This window comes from Candidatus Chordibacter forsetii (assembly GCF_964187505.1).
Taxonomy (GTDB): domain Bacteria; phylum Verrucomicrobiota; class Verrucomicrobiia; order Opitutales; family Seribacteraceae; genus Chordibacter; species Chordibacter forsetii.
This window is the reverse complement of sequence record NZ_CAXLML010000081.1, coordinates 1-21,049: the sequence shown is the minus strand read 5'-3', so window position 1 is coordinate 21,049 and position 21,049 is coordinate 1. Positions and strand designations below refer to the sequence as shown.

Genomic DNA, 21,049 nt, shown 5'->3' with positions numbered 1-21,049 from the left:
ACCTACGAGCAAAACAGTAGCCAAAAGACCAAAAATACCCGTCTTGAAGTGACTTAACTTTCCTTTACCTGCCTCAGGACCAACATCAAGTAGCATAATAATGAAAAGAAACAAAACCATGACCGCACCTGCATAGACCAAAACCTGTAAAATTGCCAAGAAGAAGGACTCTAATAATACAAATAGGGCGGCCACTCCGACCAGTGATACGATCATAAACATCGCCGCAGATACTGGGTGACGGGAAAAAACCATAGACAGTCCTCCTCCTACAGAAAGGACAGCAAATAACCAAAATAACAAGTCAACCGCGTTCATAAAACTAGAAAATTTGTGTGTAGGGAAAAAGATTCATTTATAAAATTCAATGAGTATTCCCATCTGTTTCTGCCTCTTTCTTTTTATCCCATTTATAATGACGGTCAGGTATGGTGCCACCCAACTCATAAAGTTTTTCTTTATTATTAATCATTTCTTCACGGGTAAAACCGGATGAGGAATATTCATCCTGCAAAAAAATGGCCTCTTCGGGACAAACTTCCTGGCAGTATCCACAATAAATACAGCGTAACATATTAATCTCGAATTCTTGGGGAGCTTTTTCCACATGTTCGCGATCATCTTGATCTTCGGGTACACTGCCCGGAGTTATGCGAATCGCTTTGGGTGGACATACAAACTCGCAAAGCTGACATGAAACGCACTTCTCCCGACCATTTGGATCTTTTACTAATGTAGGCACCCCACGATAGTTGTTTGGAATGACTGGCTTTTCTTCAGGATATTGTAAGGTTACCTTAGGCTTAAACATATTACTGAAGGTGGTCTTCAGTCCGGTAGCAATCTGTGGGAGGTAAGTTCTCTCAGAAAAAGAAAGTGGTTTGCGTTCCAATACTACTGTTTTGGCCATAATTGATTCAAAGGTTGGCGGCGGCATTTTGATCAATCACAGTGACGATCAATAAGTAAACGATCAGATTGACGAGTGCTAATGGCAACAACTTGCTCCATCCAAGATGCATGACCTGATCGTAGCGAAAACGGGGCAAGGTCCAACGTACCCAAATGAAAAAGAAGATCAAAAAGATGGTCTTGGCCAAGAACCACCCCACCCCAAGCAATGAACCGATCCAGTTAGCAGGCCAAGGGTCTTCAATAAAGGGAAGGAAATGCCAACCCCCGAGAAATATTACAGTAAAAATAGCCGAACCAATTACAATATGGGCGTATTCTGCAACAAAGAAAATTCCAAATTTAAAACTCCCGTACTCCGTATGAAATCCACCAACTAAATCTGTTTCTGATTCAGGCATATCAAAAGGCAAACGATTGGTCTCGGCAAATAGAGCAATGAGGAAAATCAAAGCAGAAAGAGGTTGTACCAAGAATAACCATGCACCTCCAGATTGAGAATTTGCGATTGCAGATAAACTCAACCCAGACTCCGATGAACCTGGTGCACAAACCCACAAAAAGACAGGGAGTAAAGAAAGTCCCATGGCGAGTTCATATGAAATCATCTGAGCAGAGGACCTGATGCCGCCCAAGAATGAGTATTTGCTATTGGAAGACCAACCCGCGAGAGCAATGCCATAAACTCCAAGTGAAGATACAGCAAAAACGAAAAGTATACCGACCTCCAGGTCTGCCAAAGCTAAAGTGGATACTGTACCATCGTTCCAATACATTTGCCCGAAAGGAAGAACCGTCATTGTGGTCAGAGCAGGCACAAGAGCAATCAATGGAGCCAAATAATAATAAAACTTGTTAACATGACCTGGCACGATTTCTTCCTTAAAAAGAAACTTCAGTCCATCCGCTAGAGGTTGAAACATTCCAAGTTTTTTTAGAAGTGGTCCAAAAATTGGAATATACTCGACGAAAGGTAGAACCGTTCGGTTTGGTCCCACCCTCCCCTGCATCCATGCACTAACCTTACGCTCGGCCAACACCGAATATCCAGCCATGGTCATAACAGCGCCAACCATCATGAACGCGAAAAAAACCTTTAAGCACACCTCAAACCACAAACCTTGGGGCATCCACTCCATCATGATGCGATAACTCCCGTGGGCAGATAATGAAGGGCTTCTTTTTCAACGAAGGAAAGATGCTCCCACTTTGATTCATCCAGTTGAATGGCACCCTTTTTGATTTTCAAAAAAGTAATCCCTTTAAGCACAGAATTTCCGGAAGAGCTCAATGCTTCCCAAATTTGATCCAACTCAGAAGGTGCAATGGAATCCTCGGAAAACAAATCAATTAAGCGAGCAAGGATTTTAAAATCAGTCATTAAACCAGCAGGACATGGAATTGCCTGCTCGAAAGATTGAAGAAAAAAGGAGCGATTAATCAAACTGCCGGACTTTTCAAACACGGTTAACCCAGGAAGCACTACTTCAGCGCAATCACTTGTCGAGTTTTGATGTGTTCCTAAAAATACTAACGGAACTTTTCTCAGGTTATCCTCATTGACTCCAGAGTCCTTCAAATCTTCTCCAATTACTAATAAAGCTTCAACGTGTCCGTCGGCTAAAGATTCGTTTAAATCGTTCAGGTGATCGGAAGGATAATGATTGGTCAATCCTGCAACCAAAGCTCCTCGTAAGTTGGGGGTACGATCCGCTGAAAGTAAAATCCCATCGTCCTCTCCAAAGTGTCCGCGAATAAACACCTTGGCACCAGTCTCCTCAACTAATCGCTTGATAAGAAACTGTTCCTCCAGGGAGGAATGACAACTTGCAACTACCCCGATTTTTTTGTTTTTCAAGGCCTCAAACGCTTGAGAAATTGCATCATCTAATGGAAGATCACTCCCTTGGAAAGAAGGCCGACGAATCCTGCTTTCTGCTTTTACTATTTTATAAAGTTCACGACCACTATCCGTCATCCAAGTATCATTCACCTGATCATTTCGACGAGGCGTGATGCGTTGAATCGTTCCTTCCCTACTCGATACTAGGGTATTGCAACCGGCACTGCTCTCAGTACACACACTTTTCGATTCCTTAAGGAACCAAACGCGCATTTTAAAACGAAAATCGGTACTGGTTAACGCACCAACCGGGCAAATATCGACAGTATTTAAAGAATAATTATTGGCTAACTCCTTACCTGGGAAGCAGGTTAAGGTTGAAAAACTACCCCGATCAACAAAGCCAAGTACATCGTCCTTAGCTACTTCTTGGGAGAATCGAATACAACGGGAGCACAGAATACACCTTTCATCATCCAATGTTACACGTGGCCCAAGTCGAGTTCGCTTAGGCTTAACATTTTTTCGCTCAACATAACGACTGTAACCTCGTCCATAATCAGTGGCAAACTCCTGTAACCTGCACTCTCCTGCCTGATCGCAAATAGGACAATCCAGTGGGTGATTAACGAGAAGAAACTCCATAATTCCCTCCCTACACTCGTTTACCAAATCAGATTCAGTTCTGAGGTGCATGCCAGGGGTTATATTTGTGGCACAACCAATAACTGGCTTAGGTACCCAACCGATTCTGGGAGTCCCATCTTCGTCTAAGATTGGTTCTCCACTTGCGCGGTCCCTCATCGGTGTACCCATTTCAACCAAGCACATCCGACAATTCCCAGCTACACTAAGTTTGGGATGGTAACAATAATGAGGCACTTCTTTGCCATGTAAGGCGGCAGCTTCTACCGCATTGATTCCATTAGGCACTTCAACCTCAATACCATTTAAGGTAATGTTAACCATCTCTTTATTATCAGGAGCAATCATCAGTTTTGTTAAATAAGCTGAAGAGATTTGGGGTCTCGCTCCTTCGGGGAGTCTGTTGCCTTACGAATAAAATCTTCCTTAAATTTCGTGACGAAACTCTGGGTCGGCCATGCAGCAGCTTCCCCAAATGCACAAATGGTACGCCCCTCTATTTGTTTAGCCACTGAAAGAAGTAAATCAGCATCTTCTTCGCGGGCACCGCCAGAGCACATCCGTTGTGAAATTTTGCGCATCCATAAAGAACCCTCGCGACACGGGGTGCACTGTCCACAAGATTCGTGAGCATAAAAGGCATTAACATTGGCCATTGCTTCGACGATATCGACAGTGTCGTCCATTACAATAATCCCTCCCGAACCTGACATGCTTCCTGCAGCCATAGGCCCATCAAAATCCAGAGGTATATCCTCCAATCCCCAATCAAATTCAGTCCCGTCTTTGAGAGTACCGGAAAACCTTTCGTCCGCTCGCAAAACTTTGGCTGATGAACCGCCTGGGATTACCGCCTTTAGCGAACGACCCGGACGCAGTCCTCCACAAACATCAAAAATCAACTGACCAAGAGTCAAGGAACCACACTCAAATTCATAGTATCCGGGCTTCATTACTTGGCCAGAAACACACCAGATTCGTGTACCTGTGTTGTTAGGCTTTCCAATTTTAGAAAATTCTTCTCCACCCAATTCTATGATGTGTCGAACATTACAAAGGGTCTCCACATTGTTTACAATGGTCGGGCATTGATACAGCCCAAGAACAGCAGGGAAATAAGGCGGTTTGATGCGTGGATTAGGCCTTTTTCCCTCCAATGATTCGATCAATCCAGTTTCTTCTCCACAAATGTAAGCACCCGCTCCTCGATGAACCACAAGGTCGCAGGAATATTCAGAATCTAAAATATTATTACCGCAAAAACCTGCCTTCTTTGCTTCCGAAATTGCCCGCTCAAGAATACGGGCACCTTCATGGAATTCTGCTCTAATGTAAATAAATGCCTGCTTAGCTCCTATGGCAAAAGCGGTAATCATCATCCCTTCAATTAGCTGATGGGGATCTTTGTACATGATCTGCCGATCCTTAAATGTGCCAGGTTCTGACTCATCCGCATTACATATTAGGTAAATTGGTTTGCCAGATTTCCGATCAAGGAATTTCCATTTCATACCTGCAGGAAAACCAGCACCCCCCCGACCACGTACTCCCGACTTGAGAACCTCCTCGCCGACTTCTCCAGGTTGCATCGAAAAGGCTTTTTTTAAATTTTCATAGCCTCCCTCGCGAAGATAACAACCGATACGGTTTGAATAATTAGGGTCATCCGCATGTTTGAGGATAATTCTTCTTTCTTTTGGGGTAGAGACGCTCACAAAATTAAATCGATTAGTTTTTCGTTTCTTGGGTCAGAGAATCCTCATAGCTGTGAAAATCTTCGGACTCATCGAGTTTTCCGTCGATAAGAAGGTCAGCAAATTTTTCCGCAGATTTCCCATCGATATTTTCATAAGTCTTTTCATCGACAATAACCACCGGTCCCTGCCCGCAATCTGCCAGGCATTCCATAAATTCAAGAGAATATTCTCCATCCTCACTCACATGCCCTTCTTTGATTCCCAATTTTTCCTCGAAAGTCTTACATGTTCCATAGGATCCGCGGAGTGCACAAGGCAATGTACGGCAGACCCTAACATGTTTGCGCCCCCAAGGCTTTTCCCGAAGCATGGGATAGAATGTAATAAGCTCCTTGATATTAATTGGTTGAAGTTCGAGTCGCCGAGCAATCCACTCACAGGAAGCATCATCAACCGCACCCAACTCGTCTTGGACCAAATGAATAACCATAAGAGCCGCACTTCTTTTTTCCGGATACTTAGGGACCACTTCGTCAATTTTAGATAAAGTGTCGTCAGAAAGATTGATTGAATTGTCCATCTTAACGATCACACTCCCCCATAACAAAATCAAGGCTTCCAAGAATTACAGTAATGTCGCTAAGCATATGCCCGGGAACTAGTTTTTCAAGAATGCTAAGATTGCAAAAGCTGGGTGCCCTAATTTTAAGCCTGTACGGTACGCCCCCACCCTTGGAAACCAAATAAAACCCAAGGGCACCCTTAGGGTTTTCTGCCTCAAAATAGGTTTCTCCAGCAGGAACTTGTGGCCCCTCAGTGACAATCATAAAGTTTTGGATCAATTCCTCCATACTCGTCATCACTTTTTCCTTCGGCGGTGCAAAAATTTTCTTGGCATCCTCAGCATACCATAAACCGCCGGGCATAGAAGCAATGACTTGTTTTACAATAAGTATGCTCTGCCTGACCTCTTCAATACGAATAAGATAACGATCATAACAATCCCCCTTGGTTCCAATAGGCACATCAAATTCGTATTTTTCATAACCGCTGTAAGGTTTATCCTTACGCAAATCCAAATCTACTCCACTGGCTCTAAGATTCGGCCCGGTCAAACCGTAAGCAATTGCATCTTCCTTCGAAATTGTTCCTATCCCTTCCGTACGATCCAGAAAAATGCGGTTTCTGGTAAGAAGTTTTTCAACCTCGTCAATGGCTTTTGGCAGTTCATCAACAAACTTCTCAACCTTGGACATCCAACCTTCAGGCAGGTCCCTGGCAACACCTCCTATACGGGTATAACTTGTGGTAAAACGAGCACCGGTAAGTTCCTCAAATAAAGTGTAAAGCTTTTCCCGTTCGGTAAAGGTATACATGAACGGCGTCCAAGCACCGGCATCCATACCAAAGACACCCATACCTAAAAGATGGCTGGAAATCCTGGCCATTTCACAGACTAATACCCGAATAGCCTCACAGCGTTCAGGCAATTTTAAACCAGCTAATTTTTCTACGGTAATTGCGTAGGCAACATTGTTCGCAAGAGGAGCCAAATAATCCAATCGATCCGTGTAAGGTACGAATTGGTTGTAAGTCATATTCTCGGCAATTTTTTCATCTCCACGATGTAAATAACCAAGAACAGGTTCACAACGGGTGATAAGATCACCATCTAATTCCATCAACAACCGAAGCACACCATGGGTGGTGGGATGAGATGGGCCTACATTCAAGGACATGCGCTCACCGTCCGCGTGAGCAGCAGCTTGGGCGCCGACATCGCCAATTTGAACTTCTTTTACAGTTGTACTCACAATGGTTTCTCGGACTCCTCGGTCCAACTTTCATCCTTAGCTCTAGGTTCAGCTTCGCTCATACGACCGTTACCTGAAGCTACAAATGGACCACCCATCATAGGGGCAGGGTCCACATCTGCTCCTGTCACTTCAGCAACATCAGCTGCTGGCAAAGGTACTTCAATTCCAGCAAGGGGAAATTCTTTGCGAAGGGGAAAATACGGATAATCATCCCACATTAAAATTCGTTTGAGATTGGGATGATCTGAAAACTTGATACCAAACATGTCAAAAGTTTCTCTTTCGTGCCAATTAGCCGCAGGAAAAACAGAACTAATCGATGGAATGGAGGGAGATTGGTTGTCTGGGCAAGCCACATGCAAACGAACATAAGATTTGTGAATCAAAGAATAAAGATGGAGCACAACCTGAAAACGACTATCTGCTTCTTCTCCATGATCCACAGCAGTTAAATCTACAAGCAAATCAAAAGTCTGATCATCACGAAGGTGTTTACAAAAACCTATCAATGAATCGGGCAAACAATCGAGGGTTAGGCAATCGTCTCTATGCTTAACAGAAATAAAATCCCGCCCTTCAAGCAGGGCTTTGACGAAATCATCGTCAATCATTCGATCAGGAGACTCCGGTAGATTCGGGTTTTTTCGACAGATTCTTGACTGACGATTCATTCCCGATTTTTCCCTGCAACTTCATCATCGCGTCCAAAAGTGCTTCCGGGCGAGGTGGACATCCACTAACATAGACATCTACAGGTACGACGTTATCAACTCCTTGCATTACCGCGTACGAACGGTACATTCCACCAGTCGAGGCACAAGCTCCCATGGCAACAACCCATTTAGGGTCACCCATTTGATCGTAGATTCTACGAACCACTTCGGCCATCTTATAGGTGACTGTACCGGCAACGATCATACAGTCTGATTGGCGAGGAGAAAAACGCATGACCTCCATCCCAAAACGCGAAATATCGTATCGGGAAGCAGCGGATGCCATTAGCTCAATGGCACAACAAGCAAGCCCCATAGGCATGGGCCAAACCGAGTGCTTCCTGATCCAATTAATCACTGAATCTGCACGGGTTACAATAACCTCGCCCTCTACTTTGCTGTTATAACCGACCTCGTTGGAAATCATTAAGCTTTTTCTAGATGATTTAGCGAAACAAGCAAACCTCAAAAATAATCCCCTTTAAAATCTATAAGTTTTCTAATCAATATGAGTAAGATAGGTTCTTTTGAACATTGACGGGGAGTTCATACTCCTTCATATCAAATTGCTTCGTTTTAGTTACAAGGAGAGGTGACAGAGTGGCCGATTGTGCAGCATTGGAAATGCTGTGTACCGCAAGGTACCGCGGGTTCGAATCCCGCCCTCTCCGCCATTCCTTAAATTAGATAACGAAAGAGTTTTTAAGCTTCCCGAACGAAAACCTTGGCATTGTTACCAAAACTTGCCTCAGCCATATCTAAAGTAGCCGGTGCAACGATTGGATCGGTAGAAGATGGAGCGACTGCTTGGCCAGAAATTAAGACAGCAACCTTGCCGTACAAATTAGTTGACTCGCCATCTACTGGGGCGATTACTTCACCTTCATTTAACCACCTGCGCATTTGAATCTGACTCCAGCCATTGTAGGGTTCTTTAGCTCCCAAAAGGTTTTCCGCAAAACGCATTGCAGCAGTTTTCCAAAGGCTTCCCGACAGTTCCGGAGAATCAGCCATGATTGCTTGCATCGATTCAGTATTTAACCATAGAGCATTAACCGTAGAATCAGCAATCACGGTAGCAGTTCTGGGAACTCCGGCCAAGACGGCCATTTCTCCAATAACCGCACCTCTACCCATGATGTCGACCACGACATCCCCAATGGACACCTTGACACTTCCTCGCGTTATCACGATCAAACCATCTCCAGAGTCTCCTTGCTTCATTAAAGAATCGCCTGAGTTATAAACCTTGGTTTCGGAAGCATCTAATATTTTTGAAATGACTCCATCACTCATACCCTTAAGCCAAGTGACTTCCTGAAGGACCTCATCGGGCTTTGGTAGCCTAAGTTCTAGAGGCCTCTCCATTACATCTTTCATCCTCTCCTCCACAGCTGTAATCATTCTATCTGCTTCATCGGCTTCAAGCATCCCATCGACACGCATTTTCTTAATAGAAGAGCGTTCATGATTAAGCACGGAACGGATGGCATCTTTAGTCTCTATACCCACGGTTACTTCCGGATAATTCTCATGCATATTGCGAATATACTTCAATCCGCGTAAACGATTTTGGCGTATCTCATCCTTAAGTTGACGGGCTGTTTTTTGCTGTTTCTCCAAATCTCCACTGTCATCTAACTCGCGAACCATAGAATCAACCATTTTGGCCATCGCCTGCTGGGCAATTACAAAAGCCTTAGCCGCATCATAACCTATCGTTATCCTGTCAGAAAAGTACCTCTTCAATAAGGGAATATCCTTTAATGCCTCGCTTAGCTTACTAACTGTACAGATATCATCTAGGTAAGTACGTTCGGTCATGGGGACCTTGCCTTGAAAATCAAGAAACTCACTTAAATTGTTATCCAACTGAGCAACTGCAGTTGCGGAAAGTAATCCTGACCTGAACTGCGCCCAGTAACTGCTTCTCTCTTTCTCCAAAAGTCGCCTACGAGCCTCGGCCAATGTATCCATGCTTGCTAGTTCATCGGCAGTTAACGGATAACTTACGGGATCGGGCAAATAGTTCCTGACCAAGCCCCAATTTGCACCGCTTAAAAAGCGATCATCTTTAAGAAGGTCCATTTCTTGCTCACAGACATTCGATATGTTGCCCGTGGCGTTGGAAAACATTAATTTTTTTACTGCGGGCAATTCTGTCAGTCCAAGTTTATTTACCAATGCTTTGATAGTCGTGGCATTGACCAAAAGAGTAAGCAAAACGATACCAGATATAAGGAATAGGAATTGATCGCGTACACGTGACGAAATTCCAACCAAAGACGCACTTGCGATCGCTCCATTTCCTTCGCCAAAAATAAGAACCTTTTTGGCTCCGCTTGATAAATCTTCTCGAATTTGGGAAACAATCTTAGAATCTTTCTTTCCGAGAATTTCCTCTGATAATTCACTGGATTGAGAAATTCCCATAATGCGACCATTGGAAACCTCAGCCTTGGCAAAAGAATTCGCCGCCATTCCGTATAAATTCAAGTCTGGGTTGGTTCCTGCATACGAACGAGCCTCATCAGAATCAACCACGAAAACAGAAGTTGTTTTTGCAGAATATCCGCTTCCCCCCTCAGTTATTTGAAATTCATACCTCAGGCTTTCTGAATAAACCACCAAAGCTAAAGCCAAGCCAATTGCACCACGCAAAGCACCCCACCAAACCACAATCGCATCTTTTCCAGGAAGTCCATAACCCGCTTTTTTCATAAACGGATAAAACATACCCATGTTGATCGCCCGAACGACATGAATGATTATATAAATTAAGAATAAAATGAGGAAATCCATTCCCGTAGGTTCTGCTTTTTGGGCAATTACCACCCCAACAACGATGAAGATGATTACATTTGCCGCAAAGGCAGTGAATTCCCAAAACTCGTGCATAAAATGCTCGACCTCTGGACTAATTCTTGTCCTTCCCACTCCAGCCATAACGATACCCAATGCGACTAGGCCAAGAACTCCTGAGACATGGAAAAAATGTTCACAAACAAAGAAAACTGCATAAGAAGCTACTAAAACTACGGTTATTTCAATCAACGGATCGTTAAAAACTTTCCTCACCCATAAAATGGCAATTAATCCCAGAAATACTCCAACTAATCCACCCGCTGCTCCGATTTTACCAAAGCCGATTGCAGCACTTCCAATAAAACTGCCTGCACCGAGGAATTGCTCAGCACCCGTAACCACTCCGATCAAAAGGACAAAGGCTACAATTGCGGTTCCGTCATTAAGCAAAGATTCACCCTCGATTAAAGTTCCCAATTTCTTACTAGCACCCAAGTCCTTGAGCAGAGCAACCACTGCAACAGGATCCGTGGCACTAACCACGGCCCCGAACAACATAGAGGCTAGGACCAGAAAGGCCCCGTTATCCACATTCCAGTCTTCTAGGACTCCTCCTGGCCCTCCAAAGGCCGAAACCAATCCCATAAAAGCAAGCCCGGTCATAACAGTAGCTGTCACAATACCTGGTCCTGCCATATAAAAGGCATTGACGAAAGATTTTTTAAAGGTGTGAACATCCAAAGCAAACCCAGCCTCAAATATGAGAATGGGCAGGAAAACATACAAAATGAGATGTCCATCCAAGTTTCCGCCCCAAGATATAGCTCCACTAAGGGTATCCACGAACTTGGCCCATAAACCTGAGGCTTGCTCAATACCATGACCATCTCCATGAGAACTTCCGCCATGCGGTCCGTAGGCCCGATTCAGTCCACCCATGGCCAAACCGATGAGTAATAAAAGAACCGTAAAAGGAAGAGGAATTCGTTGCAGGAAATGCCTAGTGGCTGCACCGATAATCAACGCAACAATTAAGAAAAATAATCCGTACAGATAACCGCTGTCACCAGAGGAGGCCAAAACATGTGTAAAACTTAATGAAGTCATAATTATGAGTAGTTTAGAAAATTAATTACCTCGTAGCAGACGACTAGGAAATGGCCTGGTCGTCGGATCTACAACAGAGGATTTTTCTGAATTTATCTTATCTGGTGTTGGAATGGTTGTAGAGGGAAATTCATCCGAGTAAACGGACAATCTCTTTGGCTTTCGACCAAGAAGTTCTTGCAGGGGAAGCGAGTCTGTTACTTCGTAGCCCTTTTTCTTGTATGAAAGATTCGAAGTATCGTTTGAAAACTGGGCTAAGGCATTTGATGGTTGAGTCTCGTTGTTAATTTCAAAAACTTCAGGTTTTTTAGCACTACCCACAGTCGCATCAAAGGTTTTACCAATGAAGAGTTTTTGAGATTCAGAAACACTTTTCAACGAATCTAAAAAACTCTGACTATTCGAAAAACCAGAGATAAGAAATGATGTCTCAAATAAATTATGGAGATCCACAACTAATTTATCGCTAAATACATTTTCTGTTAAATTGGTAAAAACAATCTCTCCAGGAAGAATAGAAGCCGAACTTTTTCCATTGAGGCTCAAAATAATCTTTCCAAGTACACCAACGCACTTAAAACCACCATTGGGTTCTAAATTAATCAAGCAAGAACCTGCACCGGACAAACGAATTGAGGCCTCAGGGCCTTTAAGATTTAGAGCATTTGTAATTTTACGAGATCGTACAAATATTGAGCCACTAAATAATTCAATGCTTTGCTCTTCACAAACAAAAGCCGTGGATGAACCGAACCTAAACTGATAACCAGCAGCAAGTGTCTCAATTCCACTTTTAGGTCGAACAGACAACTTAGTATTAAATGGTAAAAAAGTGGCTTGGTTGACGGCCTTCGTTTTTCCGGATTTATCGGATAAAGAAACCCCATCTCCCAGACTTGCAACTAGGAGGTGAGAAACCTTACCCAGGACGGAACTTCCTCCAATCAGAAAAATCGAACAAGCAATAAGGCAAATCTTCATCCTCATTGTTCAAAGATAATTTATCAGGCAGGTCAAACAATCAAAATTTTAAGACCTTCGTAATCTGTGGCAATTCTTTAGATTACGATCTTTACTCCTCGCCGTAAATATGATGGTACATCCAAGTCTTCACCCTCATACATATTCCTACTGGGAAGGTCGTCAAATATACCTCTTTGGTTCTCTGCTTCCATAAAGAAAAAAGTGTTTTGTTCTTTATTATCACTTTTCCTTCCTCTCTTCTTCCGAGTCGCCATGGAGGAAGTTTTTTCCGGACTAGTATTTGTAATTTCTAATTTAGAACGATGAGACTGTTTAGGATTCTTACCCAGCTCCAATACTTGTTGAGCGACCGGAGCAACATCGGCAGTGGGAACCAAGGGATCTAACGAGGTGACTCCCAAAATGGTGATTTTGACCTCCTCTCCAAGATTCTCATCAACATGTGCCCCAAAAACAACATCTTCTCCGGCCTTAAATGAATCCCTGATCTCTTTGGATACGGATTGTAAACCGGACATACTTAAAGAGGTTCCACCCTGTATAAAAATAAGCAAAATATCTGCAGCCTTTGATACATCAGGCATATGTAACATCGGACAAACGAGTAAATCTCTTAAGGCTTCGCGCAAACCTTCTGTCCCACTCCCCTTTCCATAGCCAAAAAGCGTCCGTCCACCTCGGCCTGAAAAAACTTTACGCAGGTAGGAAAAATCAACATCAATCATCCCCTTTTTATATACTATGTTGCAGATGGCAGCTATGCCCCTGCTGACATTTCGCCCTGCTTCAGCAAAACATTCCAAGGCGGTGGAGTCTTCACCTCCCATTTGTAAAAGTGAATCATTAGGTAAGGGAATCACCGCATTTGCATGCTTTCGTAGTTCAGACAAGCACTCCTCTGCCTGGGCATGTCGCGTCTTTTCCCAACTAAATGGCAAAGGAGTAAAAGCGAAAACTAACGCTCCATGTTCACGGGCTAACCTCGCAACAACCGGAGCCGCGCCTCCTCCTACTCCACCTCCCAGACCAGCAAGAAGGAAAATTAAATCAACTCCTTCCAACTCTTTCCGAATTTTGTCTTTTTCTTCTTCTGCCAACCTTTTACCTAGGTTGACATCTCCCCCTGTACCCATTCCACGTGTGTGCCTTCTACCAAATGTGAGTTTTTGAGAGGCAAGAGAATCGGCCACTGCCTTAATATCAACATCAATGATCAAATTATCTACAAAGTCAAAATTATCGAAGCGCAAACCATCGACTAACGATATACCTGCCCCACCAACGCCAATGACCTTTGCCCTAATTCCAAAGGAATTATTATTTAAGCTGGAATCATCATTTGTTTCAAAGAATGTTTCTTGATTCGTGTTCATATTATATTGACTGGGGTGTTTCTAAATTAACGCACTAAATGGACTTTCAAATGGTTTTTAGATACCGATGAGCCCACCAAGCTTTTTAATAAATCCAGAATTGGTTGGTTTATGCTGCTCTCCTGGTAATCCGTGATCCTCCAGACCATAATGTAGGAGTCCTAGAACGGTGGAGTTTTCAGGTTGGGCAAGTTCATTGCCCAACCCGGATGGAAAATTGGCTTTAGTCACCGGCACGCCCAGAACCTTAGAGGCCAATTGCTCGATACCCGGCAATCGCGAAGCTCCACCCGTTAGCAAAACGCCAGCACCCAATTCAGAAGTATCAAGCAAGTCGCCTAGCTCTTTACTGATAATTTCAAACAGTTCAACGACACGAACATGTATAATATCGGTCATTGTTTTACGTGGCACTTTACGGTCACCAATCGTTTTGTTTCCAATTATCCATAGTTGTTGGTCTGCATCAGAAGGATCCGACTGGGCCTTTCCGTATTCAAGTTTAAGTTCCTCTGCGTAAGGCTCTAATACCCTCAGCCCCATTGACAAATCCCCTGTAAGATGATCGCCCCCCACCGGAATCACTCCAGTGTATGCAACATTTCCATTACGATAAAGGGCAAGATCCGTAACACCGGCTCCCAAATCAATAACTAGAACGCCCGCCCTCCTCAGGTCAGGTCCTGCAACCATAGTCGAAGATGCAATCGAGGATAAAATAAGATCAGCCACTTCCAATCCATAATTGTGTGCAAGGTCGAGGTTCATTCTAATTGCTGATTCATCTCCCTCAATCGACCAATAAATAAGTTCTACTTTTTTCCCGATCATACCGACAGGGTCTTCCACGGAACGGCCATCCAATTGAATAGGCATTCTAACATGATGGACATAAGATCTCCCGGATGCAGGTTGTTTGCGCTTTGCTTCATTGGCAGCGGTTTGTAAATCATCAACTGACACCCGACCATCGGGCGACGCAACATTTGCACTTCCCCTTAAAAAAGAACCTTTTATATGTGCACCAGTTTGGGCTAGGTATACAGAGTCAACGGTTGTTCCTGACATTTTCTCCGCCTCTTCCAAAGCCGCGTGAACGCTTGAAGCGACTTTTCTAAAATCTACAATCTCACCCTTGCGCATACCTTCGTTTTTCCGAACAGATTTGCCCACAATATTAAGAGATTTCCCCTCGGTCACTTCCCCCACTAATGCTTTAGCACAAGAAGTTCCAATTTCCACGGCACCAATTATTTTACTCATAGTATGTACAGGTTAAAATTAAATGCGGACACCTCTAGATTTTGGCAAAAACAGAACGGCCATGTGACAGATCAATTGAATGAATTGAAGAAGCCTGAGAAAAATTTGGTTCATCCAGCAAATAGCGCAGCCTTTTTAATTGGTTCGCATAATTGGATGGGTTAAAGCGGATTCTATTAATTCGATTGGATTTGATGGTAATACTGGCACCGGGGTCGTTATCGTAAGGGCGATTATAGGAAACGACTGACCAGTCTCGATATAGTTCTGGATAGTCTCTCCTCGCCAACTCCAAAAGCGGTGCAACAACTGGAATACCTTTCAGTTTTTTAAAACCTTTTCCATCAGGGGTCTTTTCGATAAGGGAAGCAGGAATATGTAAAGAGGGAATTAACCTAAGCATTCCCTTGCTGTAACCCTCCCCCCGGTAAAGAGAGCCGTCAGATGAGACAAGCCAATCGAGGTAGCCCTTTTTTTTGTCGCTGAGCCTTAAAACTAGCATAGGAACCCGTTCTTTTATTTCGACAACCAAGGTGGATGGAAAACTTCTGCTAATTCGTGCAGATGAAATTTGTTCTTCTTTCAACAAATTTTCATGAAGTTTTTCCAAATCCACTTCAACCAATGAACTTCCCCTTAAGGGACCCAACCAGTTAAGAAACCATTCATGATTAAGGGGACCAGAAGAACGAAAAACTATTTGGTTTATCGGCAAAGATGGACCAATATAATCTTTTTTACCAACATCGGTCCGGGCGTCTTTATCTATTTGTAGATACAAAAACGAGAATAAGAAGATTATAATAGCTGCACCAAAGATGAACCGAGCAGCCACGGCCAATCTTTTTCTTCCCACAACTCGAGAACTTGACTTTCGTGAAAACTTAGGCTTCAGGTTCCTCCAAGTTGCAGGCATTACGAGATCATTCTTTTTGGCTTTACTCATGGGATTAGGCTGCGTGGTTATTGACCCTGGAAGACGAATTAAAAAACCTCTCCAGTCCAGAACTTATTAATTTACGCGTTAATTGATCGAAATTATATCCTGACGAACTAGCACTTTTGGGGAGTAAACTCGTAGGAGTCAGACCCGGCAGTGTATTGATTTCCAAAAAATGGGCATTCCCGTCTTCGCAAATTATAAAATCGATTCTAGCAAAATCTCTACACCCGCAAGCTTCAAAGGAACTGATGGCAAAACTTTTGATTTCATTTTCAATTTCTTGATCAAGGACTGCAGGAAAACGATATTCTGTGGCTCCCGATGTATATTTTCTTTCGTAATCATATACCCCTCCCGTGGGAATCACTTCAACCACACCAAGTGGATGATTTTCCAAAACACCAATGGTTACTTCACGACCATAAACTCGTGACTCAACCATCCAATCTCCTGGGCTTAGTTCATCCAGCTGTTTTTCCAATTCGCACAAACCCGAAATTAAGAAAAGGGAAACACTGCTACCTTGAGCAACAGGCTTGATTACTAAATTTTCTCCAAGTTTATCTATTAACTCATCCGCATTACATTGAGCAGGGTCATTAAAATGAAAACTTTTGGGAACGCGTACCCCCACATCAGAGACACATTTTTTGGTAGCTATTTTATTAATACATAAACGGCTCGATTGCGTGGCACTTCCACAATACTCTAAACCAGCCGAATCCATGAGTGATTGCAACTGGCCGTCTTCTCCAAACTCACCGTGAATAACGGGAAAAACCAAATCGGTTAACGGGTTCAATTCGGATGGAAGAGCATTTTTATTAATGTCTACAAGCTTCGTCTTGTAACTCGTGGACAAGGATGCAGCCAGTGCTTTGCCAGATGCAAGGGATACATTTCGCTCAGGCCCGGTACCACCAGACAGGATAACAATATTAGGTTCTAAATTCATAGGATATACAATTTTTAATCAGGATAAATATTGGTTCCAAGACTCGCCCAGCAGGTTGACTTCGGGTTCCAAAATAACACCCTGGCTCTCCTTCACTCTCTTTTTTACGCGCTGGATTAATTCAATGACATGGTCAGAGGTCGCCCCCCCATGATTAACGATAAAATTCCCATGAATTTCTGATACTCCAGCGCCACCTACTTTCTCGCCCTTTAATCCTGCCTGATCAATGAGCCAGCCCGCTGGATGGTTTTCAGGATTACGAAAAACACAGCCTGAACTTGCCTGCTGAGGTTGATTTTTTCTGCGTTTCTTAGATAATTGATCGATAATATTGCGAATCTCCGAGTGTTGGGCTTTTCCCTTAGCTCGAAGTTTCGCACGCAAGGCAATGCCTTCATAGGCTTCCCGACAGTACCTGTAACCAACTTCAAGCTCATCGCCTGCAATTTGACTTACTTGTCCATCCGGCATCAGAAACTTCACCCACTCCACCATATCAAAAATTTCCCACCCCATCGCTCCTGCATTCATTCGAAGGGCACCACCCAAGGTTCCTGGGATACCTTCGAGAAATTCAAATCCCTTCAAATTTTTAAGGCAGGCGAATTTGCATATTTCCTTCAACCTGGCACCGGCACCAACAATGAGGGTATCTTCGCTTCTTAAATCAATGGTCTTCCAATAGTCTCCACGCAACCTAATTACCAAGCCCCCAAATCCCTGATCTGGGACAATTAGATTGGAACCTCGACCAAGCATCGACCTGGGTAATTCAAAAAAATCACATGCCTCCAGCAGGGTGGTTAAATCCTCTGTATTAGCCGGTTCGCAATACCACTTCGCACCTCCGCCAACACCCATGGTTGTCATGGCACCGAGGGGAGCATTTTCAACTAGTTTAGTTTGCTCAGAGATCCGCCCTTTTAAAAAATAACCAAACGCGTCCTGCTTGACTGCTCCAGCGGTTTGCCAGGCAGAAAAAGCGTGAGCCCACTTCCATAAATCTCCGGCACCGACAAAAAGTACTTGGTCCTTCGCCAATTCTGATGGTTCTCCAAGTGCAAGCCTAAGATCCCGAAAATGGGTGTATACTTTTGCCGTTTCTCGAAGCCTAGGTGGAAGGTATCCATTTAAAGACTCAACAGTTCCTGACCGATCATAGGGTTCAAATGCAGCATAAGTTTGTAACAAATGTAGTTCATCGGCATGGGACAGCTCATCTGCAAAAGATGGTGCCAATGCTTTGGTACGGGAATATCGATGAGGTTGAAAAACTACTTTCAATTTATGATCGGGGAAAAGCTGCCCCCTCATCCTTAATAAACTGGCAATTTCTGTAGGGTGATGAGCGTAGTCCTCAATGACGACCCGCTGACTGGATTCAAAAAGTGTGCTTTGACGCCTCTCCATACCCGGGAATTCTGAGAATTTCAGGTTGGTAATATCAACCCCCAAGGCTTTAGCTGTCTGACGAACGGCTCGTTCATTAGCATCAAGAAAATTTGCGGCTTCTTCCGCATGTTTGAATGGATAAAGTTGTTTACCCTTTAATTCACGGGTCATTCCATCCAGCGGATTTGTATCAGCAAAAACAACCGTCCTCTTAGTCCTTAAAAGTAAACTTTTGAGAGTTTCAGCAAAGGAACTTTTTTCTTTGTAAAGGTCTACATGGTCCCAGTCACAATTTAAAGCAACCGTCATCCAGGGTTTAAAGCCATCAATCGAACCATCACTTTCATCCACTTCCATCACCACCCATTTTGAGTTTGAATAAAACCCAGATGGCAGATGAAAATCTTTAAACTGTGCGCCGACAAGGTAGGAGGTCTCAAAACCACAATTCTTAAGTGCCCAGACTAACCTTCCCGTCACACTGGATTTCCCATGACTTCCAACCACCGCAATGATTCGTTTTCTAGCAAATAATTCGGCAAGGAAATCACCCCTTCGATAAAGAGGGATACCCATCTTCTGGAACTTGGTAAGACGAGAATCATTTTTTGAAACTGCAGACGAATGGACAATACAATCGGGAATTTTGATTGGGTTTAGCTCATCGATAATCTTAACGCCAAAACTTAATAGGTGTGAACGAATGGGCTCAGAGAAACGATCATCAAAGGCTTCCACCCGTACGCCTGCACCCCGAAGATAAAGGGCTAATGGAGCCATGCCCATACCGCCAGCACCGAGCAAAAGTACTTTTTTAGGTCTTCTCACAAACTTAGCTCCATGAGTTCGGTGCCTGGTTCGGATCTCTTATTAATACGCAAACTCTTTAATACATCCTTCGCTAACCTTTGAGAGACATCGTCTTGATCAATCGAATATAAATTCCGACGTAAGACCGCACGAAATTCTTCGTTGAACATAACTTCGCGCACTTCCGATAGAAGCTTATTATTCATACCTTCTTCCAGGCAAACCACTCCGCCACCCTTGGCTTCCAAAAAATTGGCATTGGCTTGCTGATGGTTGTCCGCGGCATAAGGATAAGGGATGAGAATAGAAGGCACCCGACAACGCACAATTTCAGCAATTGAACCGGCACCTGCACGGGAAATAACGAGGTTCGCAGAAGACATTAAAATGTGAATTTGATCACTAAAAGCAACAAACCGACTGGTTACTGTCTCCCCCCCTACACCCTCTAATTGAACAACACCGGAACTCTGTTCATTCATTCCAGTAAGACAATAAACTGATACCCCATCATTAGCTAATTCTTCTAAATTGTTTTTCACCCAATTATTTAAGGAAACCGCCCCTTGGCTTCCTCCAAGAACAACCAATAATCTATCCGACATCGAAATCCCAAGACACTTCCTCGCTCTCTCCATGGGAATCCTTCTAAAATCTGATCGTAGCGGATACCCAATATTAGAAATTTTTTCGGTCGCAACCCCGGGCAAACTTATTCCAATGGGCAAATAAACTCGGTTGGCACGATTAGCCAAAAAACGCACCGCTTTACCCACAACCCTATTGGCCTCATGAATATGAAAAGGAATTCCTGTCGTACGAGCTGCCAGTGCAGGTCCAAAGGATGAAAACCCCCCAAAGCCAATAAGTACATCGGCATCCACTTTACGAAAGAACCTTCGGGAACGAATAAAAGAAAGTAGGAACCCCTTAAGGAATCTAAACAAGCCCAAAGGTGTACGAATAAAGGGTGCACCCGGCATAGCAATGAAGGTCAATTCCGGATACTTAGAAGCGAGGCGCGAGTCCACCTGTTTTTGGCTGATAAATAGCCAGGTTGGGCAACCCAGCTCTTCTAAGCTTTGGGCGAGTGCGATACCAGGTGTAAGGTGGCCTCCTGTTCCTCCACAAGCTATAACTATGTTCTTCATAATTCCCTTGCTTGAATAGGTGAAGGATTGTCCTTCTTTCTCATCACATTGATAACCAGTCCAACAAATATAAAAGTTACCACAAGGTTGGACCCCCCATAGCTTATAAAAGGAAGGGACATCCCCTTGGTTGGAAGACAACCCGTAACCACACCAATGTTAATGATTGCTTGCAAAACCACGAAAAGCAGGGCGCCCATTGCCAATAGGTATTCATGCATCCTTGAAACTTGTCTTAATTTCAAACCCACAGTGAAAAACAATAATAAAAAAGTTAGAAGGATCGATATAGTGGTGAGCAAACCAAGCTCTTCTCCAATAACTGGAAATATAAAATCAGTATGAGCCTCGGGTAAAAAATACATTTGTTGACGCCCCATGCCCAAACCAACTCCTTCAATACCTCCTACACCAAAAGCGAGCATTCCTTGCCATAATTGATAGGCACTGTCATTGGCATTAGCCTCAACATCAAGGAAAGAGGTAACGCGCCTTATACGGACAGGATCAAAATATACTAAAATAGAAAATGCTGCCACCGCAAGGCCAGCCACCGGTAGGAGCCACCTTAGACCAACCCCAGCTTGAAAAAGTAATGTCGCACCCACAGCTCCGCACAAAAAACAAGTACCGAAA

The 21,049-nt window shown here is 43.7% G+C and carries 18 protein-coding genes and 1 tRNA gene; 1 reads left to right on the top strand and 18 read right to left on the bottom strand.

Annotated features, from left to right (window positions below):
- The 9 genes from ACKPQ4_RS03845 to nuoB form a co-directional block, all read right to left on the bottom strand.
- Positions 1-318, bottom strand: a 318-nt coding sequence (locus ACKPQ4_RS03845; RefSeq protein WP_407679890.1) for an NADH-quinone oxidoreductase subunit J, incomplete at its 3' end; no start/stop codon positions are given.
- Between the two features lie 46 nt (positions 319-364).
- Positions 365-910, bottom strand: a complete 546-nt coding sequence (locus tag ACKPQ4_RS03840) for a NuoI/complex I 23 kDa subunit family protein (protein ID WP_407679889.1) — start codon at positions 908-910, stop codon at positions 365-367.
- A 7-nt stretch (positions 911-917) separates the two neighbouring features.
- Positions 918-1,991 carry a complex I subunit 1/NuoH family protein gene (locus ACKPQ4_RS03835; RefSeq protein WP_407679888.1) on the bottom strand — a complete coding sequence of 358 codons (1,074 nt, stop codon included), beginning with the start codon at positions 1,989-1,991 and terminating at the stop codon, positions 918-920.
- A gap of 59 nt (positions 1,992-2,050) precedes the next feature.
- Positions 2,051-3,748 (bottom strand): molybdopterin-dependent oxidoreductase, encoded by a 1,698-nt coding sequence (locus ACKPQ4_RS03830; protein WP_407679887.1) that lies wholly within the window; start codon positions 3,746-3,748, stop codon positions 2,051-2,053.
- An 8-nt stretch (positions 3,749-3,756) separates the two neighbouring features.
- On the bottom strand, positions 3,757-5,115 hold the full coding sequence (gene nuoF / locus ACKPQ4_RS03825; RefSeq protein WP_407679886.1) for an NADH-quinone oxidoreductase subunit NuoF: 1,359 nt from the start codon (positions 5,113-5,115) through the stop codon (positions 3,757-3,759).
- Positions 5,116-5,128: 13 nt separating this feature from the next.
- Positions 5,129-5,677 (bottom strand): NADH-quinone oxidoreductase subunit NuoE family protein, encoded by a 549-nt coding sequence (locus tag ACKPQ4_RS03820; protein WP_407679885.1) that lies wholly within the window; start codon positions 5,675-5,677, stop codon positions 5,129-5,131.
- 1 nt (position 5,678) lies between these two features.
- Positions 5,679-6,911, bottom strand: coding sequence for an NADH dehydrogenase (quinone) subunit D (nuoD, locus tag ACKPQ4_RS03815; protein ID WP_407679884.1), 1,233 nt, complete (start codon positions 6,909-6,911; stop codon positions 5,679-5,681).
- Positions 6,908-7,585 carry an NADH-quinone oxidoreductase subunit C gene (locus ACKPQ4_RS03810; protein WP_407679883.1) on the bottom strand — a complete coding sequence of 226 codons (678 nt, stop codon included), beginning with the start codon at positions 7,583-7,585 and terminating at the stop codon, positions 6,908-6,910. Before ACKPQ4_RS03810 ends, nuoD begins: the two co-directional genes overlap by 4 nt.
- Entirely contained in the window at positions 7,530-8,054 is a 525-nt protein-coding gene (gene nuoB / locus ACKPQ4_RS03805; protein ID WP_407679882.1) for an NADH-quinone oxidoreductase subunit NuoB, read from the bottom strand. The genes ACKPQ4_RS03810 and nuoB overlap by 56 nt, the downstream gene beginning before the upstream one ends.
- Positions 8,055-8,213: 159 nt before the next feature.
- Here nuoB and ACKPQ4_RS03800 point away from each other — a divergent pair.
- A tRNA-Ser gene (locus ACKPQ4_RS03800) sits at positions 8,214-8,301 on the top strand.
- A 28-nt stretch (positions 8,302-8,329) separates the two neighbouring features.
- On the opposite strand, the gene ACKPQ4_RS03795 is transcribed toward ACKPQ4_RS03800, so the two are convergent.
- The 9 genes from ACKPQ4_RS03795 to ACKPQ4_RS03755 all read right to left on the bottom strand — a co-directional run.
- The gene (locus tag ACKPQ4_RS03795; protein WP_407679881.1) at positions 8,330-11,539 is read right to left on the bottom strand and encodes a cation:proton antiporter domain-containing protein; all 3,210 of its coding nucleotides are present in this window, start codon (positions 11,537-11,539) and stop codon (positions 8,330-8,332) included.
- Between the two features lie 21 nt (positions 11,540-11,560).
- The gene (locus ACKPQ4_RS03790) at positions 11,561-12,520 is read right to left on the bottom strand and encodes a hypothetical protein (protein ID WP_407679880.1); all 960 of its coding nucleotides are present in this window, start codon (positions 12,518-12,520) and stop codon (positions 11,561-11,563) included.
- 77 nt (positions 12,521-12,597) lie between these two features.
- Positions 12,598-13,896, bottom strand: coding sequence for a cell division protein FtsZ (locus ACKPQ4_RS03785; RefSeq protein WP_407679879.1), 1,299 nt, complete (start codon positions 13,894-13,896; stop codon positions 12,598-12,600).
- Positions 13,897-13,953: 57 nt separating this feature from the next.
- The gene (gene ftsA, locus ACKPQ4_RS03780; protein ID WP_407679878.1) at positions 13,954-15,159 is read right to left on the bottom strand and encodes a cell division protein FtsA; all 1,206 of its coding nucleotides are present in this window, start codon (positions 15,157-15,159) and stop codon (positions 13,954-13,956) included.
- A 34-nt stretch (positions 15,160-15,193) separates the two neighbouring features.
- Entirely contained in the window at positions 15,194-16,105 is a 912-nt protein-coding gene (locus ACKPQ4_RS03775) for a cell division protein FtsQ/DivIB (protein ID WP_407679877.1), read from the bottom strand.
- 4 nt (positions 16,106-16,109) lie between these two features.
- Positions 16,110-17,057 (bottom strand): D-alanine--D-alanine ligase family protein, encoded by a 948-nt coding sequence (locus ACKPQ4_RS03770; RefSeq protein WP_407679876.1) that lies wholly within the window; start codon positions 17,055-17,057, stop codon positions 16,110-16,112.
- A gap of 18 nt (positions 17,058-17,075) precedes the next feature.
- Positions 17,076-19,280, bottom strand: a complete 2,205-nt coding sequence (murB, locus tag ACKPQ4_RS03765) for a UDP-N-acetylmuramate dehydrogenase (protein WP_407679875.1) — start codon at positions 19,278-19,280, stop codon at positions 17,076-17,078.
- Positions 19,277-20,413: a UDP-N-acetylglucosamine--N-acetylmuramyl-(pentapeptide) pyrophosphoryl-undecaprenol N-acetylglucosamine transferase gene (locus tag ACKPQ4_RS03760; RefSeq protein WP_407679874.1), complete on the bottom strand. Its 1,137-nt coding sequence runs from the start codon at positions 20,411-20,413 to the stop codon at positions 19,277-19,279. Before ACKPQ4_RS03760 ends, murB begins: the two co-directional genes overlap by 4 nt.
- On the bottom strand, positions 20,410-21,049 hold a 640-nt coding region (locus ACKPQ4_RS03755), incomplete at its 5' end, for an FtsW/RodA/SpoVE family cell cycle protein (RefSeq protein WP_407679873.1). The genes ACKPQ4_RS03755 and ACKPQ4_RS03760, both read right to left, overlap by 4 nt.

Coding starts and splice junctions, on each gene's coding strand:
- ACKPQ4_RS03840 (WP_407679889.1), bottom strand. CDS start 910: ATGGCCAAAACAGTAGTATTGGAACGCAAACCACTTTCTTTTTCTGAG.
- ACKPQ4_RS03835 (WP_407679888.1), bottom strand. CDS start 1,991: ATGATGGTTGGCGCTGTTATGACCATGGCTGGATATTCGGTGTTGGCC.
- ACKPQ4_RS03830 (WP_407679887.1), bottom strand. CDS start 3,748: ATGATTGCTCCTGATAATAAAGAGATGGTTAACATTACCTTAAATGGT.
- ACKPQ4_RS03820 (WP_407679885.1), bottom strand. CDS start 5,677: ATGGACAATTCAATCAATCTTTCTGACGACACTTTATCTAAAATTGAC.
- ACKPQ4_RS03810 (WP_407679883.1), bottom strand. CDS start 7,585: ATGAATCGTCAGTCAAGAATCTGTCGAAAAAACCCGAATCTACCGGAG.
- nuoB (WP_407679882.1), bottom strand. CDS start 8,054: ATGATTTCCAACGAGGTCGGTTATAACAGCAAAGTAGAGGGCGAGGTT.
- ACKPQ4_RS03795 (WP_407679881.1), bottom strand. CDS start 11,539: ATGACTTCATTAAGTTTTACACATGTTTTGGCCTCCTCTGGTGACAGC.
- ACKPQ4_RS03790 (WP_407679880.1), bottom strand. CDS start 12,520: ATGAAGATTTGCCTTATTGCTTGTTCGATTTTTCTGATTGGAGGAAGT.
- ACKPQ4_RS03785 (WP_407679879.1), bottom strand. CDS start 13,896: ATGAACACGAATCAAGAAACATTCTTTGAAACAAATGATGATTCCAGC.
- ftsA (WP_407679878.1), bottom strand. CDS start 15,159: ATGAGTAAAATAATTGGTGCCGTGGAAATTGGAACTTCTTGTGCTAAA.
- ACKPQ4_RS03775 (WP_407679877.1), bottom strand. CDS start 16,105: ATGAGTAAAGCCAAAAAGAATGATCTCGTAATGCCTGCAACTTGGAGG.
- ACKPQ4_RS03770 (WP_407679876.1), bottom strand. CDS start 17,057: ATGAATTTAGAACCTAATATTGTTATCCTGTCTGGTGGTACCGGGCCT.
- ACKPQ4_RS03760 (WP_407679874.1), bottom strand. CDS start 20,413: ATGAAGAACATAGTTATAGCTTGTGGAGGAACAGGAGGCCACCTTACA.